Annotated in this window: 2 protein-coding genes and 1 pseudogene; all 3 read left to right on the top strand. The window is 55.6% G+C overall.

Going from position 1 to position 1,797, the window contains the following annotated elements; genetic code table 11:
* Positions 1-948, top strand: a pseudogene (gene tnpC, locus ALO80_RS29660) (IS66 family transposase); the annotation flags it as partial.
* Positions 949-1,094: 146 nt separating this feature from the next.
* Entirely contained in the window at positions 1,095-1,295 is a 201-nt protein-coding gene (locus ALO80_RS32570) for a transposase (protein WP_083493290.1), read from the top strand.
* A gap of 133 nt (positions 1,296-1,428) precedes the next feature.
* Positions 1,429-1,794: a hypothetical protein gene (locus tag ALO80_RS15745; RefSeq protein ID WP_235812481.1), complete on the top strand. Its 366-nt coding sequence runs from the start codon at positions 1,429-1,431 to the stop codon at positions 1,792-1,794.
* Positions 1,795-1,797: the final 3 nt, after the last annotated feature.

Below are 1,797 nucleotides of genomic sequence, written 5' to 3'. Positions count from 1 at the left end.
CCGGTTCCGGCGCAGATCATCGACAAGGGCATCCCAACCGCCGGGTTGCTGGCCCACGTCATGATCGCCAAGTTTGCCGACCACCTGCCGCTTTACCGTCAGGAATCGATCTTCGGTCGAGCGGGCCTGGCGATTCCACGCTCAACCTTGGCTCAATGGGTTGGCGTGACCGGGGTTCAGTTGCAGCCGCTGGTCGATGCGCTGCGCGACGTGGTACTCGGGCAGCAGTGTGGGCCTACGCCACCAGCCAGTTCTCGGAGGTGGCCGCGGTGGTTTATGACTTCAGCCCCAGTCGCGCCGGAGAGCATGCTCGCAACTTCCTTCAGGACTGGAAGGGTAAGTTGGTGTGCGACGATTTTGGCGGCTACAAAGCCAGCTTTGAACTGAGCGTGACCGAGATCGGCTGCATGGCTCATGCGCGGCGCAAGTTCTTTGAACTGCACGCTACGAATAAAAGCACGCTCGCCGAGCAAGCCCTGCGCTATATCCAGTTGCTGTACGAAATCGAAAGAGAAGTCAGAGACCTAGAGCCGGATTTACGCCGCCGAATACGGCAAGAAAAAGCCGTCCCAGTGATGAACATGCTGCACGCCTGGATGATCGCCCAGCGTGACCTCGTGCCCGAAGGTTCGGCCATCAGGAGCACTCGATTACAGCCTGAAACGCTGGGCAGCGCTGTCGCGCTACCTCGATGACGGGGCTGTACCCATAGATAACAATTTGGCCGAAAACCAGATCAGACCATGGGCTCTTGGTCGCAAGAACTGGCTCTTTGCAGGCTCGCTACGCAGTGGAAAACGGGCGGCGGCAATCATGAGTCTGATCCAGTCATCGCGGCTGAATGGTCATGACCCGTACGCCTATCTGAAGGATGTTCTCACGCGCCTGCCGACGCAGCGGGCGAGTGAGATCGATCAATTGCTGCCACATAAGTGGCAACCGGTTTAATTACGCAAGACGTGATGGCCGGCGCTTACCTTACTATCTTAGAAGTAACCGTCCGGCCAACTCACCTTCCTGACCTCAACGCCAAAGGCGGTAGTGTCCACCTAATTCAGTGGGCACCACTTCTAGCCTTTTAAGCGGATCTTTCCATGCAGCCGCAACGCTGTTTCTATTCAAAATCCTTCAAGGCCCAGGTTGTCCAAGAGTGCGCCCAGCCCGGTGCTTCGATTGCTAGCGTCGCGCAGCACCACAGCCTTAACGCGAACCTCGTCCGTAAATGGATTCGGGTACAAACGAACAATGCCGTGGCGCCGCAACCTGCTTTCATTCCGCTGTCTTTGCAGCTATGACAATCTAGCCGTTCGGGAATGCTCATCTGCGCAAAATAAAGCTCTGGCGCCGTCCACGTTGCGTGGAACCGAATCCGCCTCAAAGTCCACACATGCATCCGTAATAGAAAAATACCATAGGAGTGCAATCAGCATGTATAGAGTTTCCGGTAGCTCGTCAGCGACTTGGCAGGCAGTCAACGATCTTGTGGAGCAAGTGAGCGAGAGAACCACGTTGTCTACGACAGGTTATCAGACGGCAATGGGCCGCTTGAACAAACCGGAAAAATCAGATGCGGATGCGCTGATGACTATGAGGAGGGCGCAACAGTACACGGATAGCGCGAAGCGAACTTATATTTCGGAAACGCTGATGAATCTGGCAGATTTGCAGCAAAGGAAAATCTATCGCACCAACAGCGGGAACTTGCGTGGCGCGATTGAGATGACGCCTACGCAACTCACAGATTGCGTACAGAAGTGTCGCGAAGAGGGGTTCTCCAATGAACGAGCCCCATGAAAG

It is taken from the genome of Pseudomonas caricapapayae (assembly GCF_001400735.1).
Classification (GTDB): Bacteria; Pseudomonadota; Gammaproteobacteria; order Pseudomonadales; family Pseudomonadaceae; genus Aquipseudomonas; species Aquipseudomonas caricapapayae.
Note: the sequence above shows the minus strand (reverse complement) of the source record. Positions and strands in the feature narration are given on the sequence as shown.